The sequence below is a fragment of the Methylobacterium segetis genome, assembly GCF_004348265.1.
GTDB lineage: Bacteria > Pseudomonadota > Alphaproteobacteria > Rhizobiales > Beijerinckiaceae > Methylobacterium > Methylobacterium segetis.
This window is the reverse complement of sequence record NZ_SMNT01000202.1, coordinates 1-3,769: the sequence shown is the minus strand read 5'-3', so window position 1 is coordinate 3,769 and position 3,769 is coordinate 1. Positions and strand designations below refer to the sequence as shown.

The window sequence follows — 3,769 nt, the reverse complement described above, 5'->3', positions numbered from 1 at the left end:
CGCCTCCTTCCTGCTCCTCACCTCGGCGCCCTCGCTCGCCCTGACCACGATCCTGTTCATGCTCTGCTTCGCCGCGCTCGGGGCCGGCAACGGCGCGCTGTTCCAGCTCGTCCCGCTCCGCTGGCCGACGAACACGGCGGTGGCGGGCTCGATGATCGGCGAGGTCGGGGCGCTCGGCGGCGCGATCCTGCCGAACGTGATGGGTCTGTCCAAGCAGTACACGGGCTCCTTCGCCATCGGCTTCGTGGGCTACGCCGCCTTCGCGGCGCTGGTGCTCGGCTGCCTCTACCTCTGGCAGCGCCGCTGGGTCGGCCAGTGGATCGGGCCGCGTGGCAAGGTGCTGGAGCCGGCGCAAGCCGCGCCAGTGCCGGCCGGGCTCGAGCCAGCCCCGGTCTGACCGGGCGGATACGCCTCGCGGACGCAGCGAGCGGGGGCCCTCCGGCCCCCGTTTTCGTGTTCGGGGTATGCGGGGCGGCCGGGCGCGGCCCGAGGGCGCTTGTCAGCCCGGCGCGCCCGTGCTCAACCCTGGGTATGTCGGACACCACGAGCCCGGTCCCGCGGCAGACCAAGCGCTTCGCCGAGAAGCGTCAGGCGATCCTCGACGCGGCCGCCAAGCGCTTCAACGAGCGGGGCATCCGCGGCACCTCGCTGGCCGACGTCTCGGGCAGCGTCGGCCTGATGACGAACTCGATCACCTACTATTACCGCCGCAAGGAGGATCTCGCGGCGGCCTGCTTCCTCGCCAAGATCGCGTGGCTCGACGCCCTGATCGCGGAGGCCGAGGCGGAGCCGACGCCCGAGGCGCGCCTGCGCGCCTTCCTCGACCGCTACGCGCGCGGTCTCGCCGCGATGGCGACGGGGGAGCAGCCGGCGCTGATCCGCTTCCACGACGTGCGCGCCCTGCCCGACCCGCAGGCGGAGACCGTGTTCTCCGCCTACAACGCCTTCTTCCGCCGGATGCGCGCCCTGGTGCTCGGGCCGGAGGCCCTGCCGGATCTCGGCCGGATCGAGCGCAACGCCCGCACCCATCTTCTGGTCTCGATCGTCCAGACCCTGCGCGTCTGGATCGAGCGCTACGAGCCGGACGACTACGCCCGGGTCGCGAGCCGCGTGGCGGACATCCTCCTGCGCGGCCTTGCGGGGCCTCTCAGCCCCTGGCCGCCCGCCGCGGGGCGCGTCGTCGAGGTTCCGGCAGCCGAGGGCGGCCCGACCGATGCGTTCCTGCGCGCGGCCACGAGCCTCATCAACGAGCAGGGCTACCGCGGCGCCTCAGTGGAGAAGATCTCGGCTCAGCTGCGCGTCACCAAGGGCTCCTTCTACCACCACAACGACAACAAGGACGACCTCGTCGCCAATTGCTTCGCCCGCACCTTCGACCGGATCCGGCGGACCCAGGACGCGGCGGAGGAGGCGGGCGGAACGGGCTGGGAGCGCCTCACCGCGCTGAGCCGCGCGCTGGTCCGCCACCAGCTCTCGGAATCCGGCCCCCTGCTCCGCTGGATCGCGGTCGGCGCCCTGCCGGACAGCCTGCGCGGCGGCGTCACCGGCACGATGCACCGCCTCTGGGACCGGGTCGCCTTCCCGATCGTCGACGGGGTCGCGGACGGCTCGATCCGCGCCTGCGACCCCTCGATCGCGGCGCAGGTCGTCAACAGCATGATCGATGCCGCCTCGGAACTCGATGATTGGGCGCAGGGCATCGACGCCGAGGCCGCCGAGCGCCACTACGTCTACCCGCTGCTCGCCGGCCTCTACGCCCGGGCACCGGCCTGAGCCTCTACCCCTGCGCCCGGCCGGGATCGCCGAAGCGGCGCCCCTCGGCGGCGAGGCGTTCGAGGAGCGGCGACGGCGCGAAATCCGGGCCGAGGTTTTCCGCGCGGGAGCGGAGCCTGTCCCGCAGGAGGGGCAGGCCCAGTCCGTCCGCCCAGTGCATCGGCCCGCCGCGATAGGCCGGCCAGCCGTAGCCGTTGACCCAGACGACGTCGATGTCGGAGGCCCGCAGGGCCACGCCCTCGTCGAGGAGCCGCGCGCCCTCGTTCACCAGGGCATCGAGGCAGCGCTCCAGGATCTCGTCGTCGGAGACCGCCCGGCGATGGATCCCGGCGTGATCGGCGGCGAGGCGTACCGCCTCGTCCCGCTCGGGCGACGCGACGGCGCGGTCGGCGAGGCCGAGCCCAGCCGTCGCCAGCCCGAATCCGTCGAGCACGCGGGCGAGTTGCGCGGGGCTCGCCCCGTCGAGGATGAGGCGGTCGGCCTCGCGCCGCAGGCGGGCGAGCATCCTCGGCCCGATGAAGCCGCCCGGGCGCGTCGCCACGGCGACCCGGCCGAGGCTGCGCCCGAGAGCCATCGCCGTCGCGAGCACGTCCGGCGCGGTGGCGCGGCCGCGCATGATTTCGAGAAGGCGGTCACCGGGGGCCGAACCGCCGGCCCGGAGCCCGACGATCCGCTCCGGGTGCGCGCTTCCCGCGGCGAGCGCGTCGAGGTCGGGTTCGGCGCCGGTCAGGGCGACGATCGCATCCGGTCCCGCGAGGGCGTCGAGCCGGGCCATCGGCCCATCCGCGGGGGCGACGACGAGATCGCAGGCGCCGACGGTCTCGGAGGTCGCCGTCTCGCCCAGGACGACCGGCAGACCCGCGCTGGAGAAAACCTCCGCCAGGTCCGCGGCACCGGCCAGGAGGGCGACGCGCCGGACCGGACGCTTCGGCGTGGCCGCCGGCAGATCCGGGATCTTGCCCGCCTCGCGCTCGGCGAAGAAGGCGTGGCGCTGGGCGATCGACGGCTCGCCCATCATCAGGGCGAAGAAGGTCCGCTCCTCGAAGGCGAGCCCCTCCGCGAAGGGCAGCGTGCCCGCCGCCTCCACGCAGGCGATGCAGGCCTGGGGCGCCTCGAAGCCGCGGTAGCGCCGCGCCGCCGCCTCCCGGGCCGCGGCGAACAGGCCGACGCGGCCGGGCTCCAGCCGCGCGTCGCTGTCGCGGATGCGGCGCGGCCCCCGTTCCTCCGCGATGACCCGCTCCGCGAAGGCGATCGCCTCCGCCTCCAGCCGGTCTTCCGCGGCGAGCGCGTCGACGAGGCCGAGATCGAGGGCCGTCCGCCCGTCGATCGGATCGCCGGAGACGATCATGTCGAGGGCCTTCTCGGTGCCGATCAGGCGGGGCAGGCGCTGCGTCCCGCCGGCGCCGGGCACGAGGCCGAGCTTCACCTCCGGCTGGCCGAGGCGGGCGGAGGGCGTCGCGATCCGGTAATGGCAGGCGAGCGCGAGTTCGAGGCCGCCGCCCAGCGCCATCCCGTGGATCGCGGCGACGACCGGCTTCTGCGTGTCCTCCACGCGGTCGAGGAGCGCGCCGAGGCCGATCCCCTGCCAGGGCCGCCCGAACTCGGTGATGTCCGCCCCTCCGCAGAACATCCGGCCCGCGCCGATCACCACGATCGCGCCGACCTCCAGGTCTTCTCCGGCGGCCGTGATCGCGTCGCGGATACCGAGGCGCAGGGCCTCCGAGAGGGCGTTCACCGGCGGCGAGGCCAGGGTGAGGATCGCGATCGCCCCGGCGCGCCGCAGGTCGGTGACGCTCTTCCGGCTTCCTGGGCTGTTTGGGCTTCCCATGGCGGCTCCATCCGGTTCTCCGGCCTGCCCCTAGCATGGGACGGGCCGGAGGCGGAGGCGCCGGGGCTGCGGGCCCGGAGGGAGATGGGTCCTATTGTGGGTCGCAATCCATGCCGTTGCGCCGTGCGTTGGCGATGCAGTCGCTCTTGTTGACGTACGCCTCAGTGG

Annotated in this window: 2 protein-coding genes and 1 pseudogene; 2 read left to right on the top strand and 1 reads right to left on the bottom strand. The window is 74.1% G+C overall.

What is annotated here, in order from left to right:
* A pseudogene (locus E1J50_RS25885) lies at nt 1-397 on the top strand (MFS transporter); the annotation flags it as partial.
* A 134-nt stretch (nt 398-531) separates the two neighbouring features.
* Complete coding sequence (locus tag E1J50_RS25880) at nt 532-1,773, top strand: TetR/AcrR family transcriptional regulator (RefSeq protein ID WP_132257109.1); 1,242 nt, start codon at nt 532-534, stop codon at nt 1,771-1,773.
* A 4-nt stretch (nt 1,774-1,777) separates the two neighbouring features.
* Here E1J50_RS25880 and E1J50_RS25875 read toward each other — a convergent pair whose 3' ends face one another.
* A complete protein-coding gene (locus E1J50_RS25875) occupies nt 1,778-3,601 on the bottom strand; it encodes an enoyl-CoA hydratase-related protein (RefSeq protein ID WP_132257107.1) in 1,824 nt (607 codons plus the stop codon).
* Nucleotides 3,602-3,769: the final 168 nt, after the last annotated feature.

What these genes read in the sequence shown, in the direction of transcription:
- E1J50_RS25880 (WP_132257109.1), top strand. Translation starts at nt 532, where the DNA reads ATGTCGGACACCACGAGCCCGGTCCCGCGGCAGACCAAGCGCTTCGCC.
- E1J50_RS25875 (WP_132257107.1), bottom strand. Translation starts at nt 3,601, where the DNA reads ATGGGAAGCCCAAACAGCCCAGGAAGCCGGAAGAGCGTCACCGACCTG.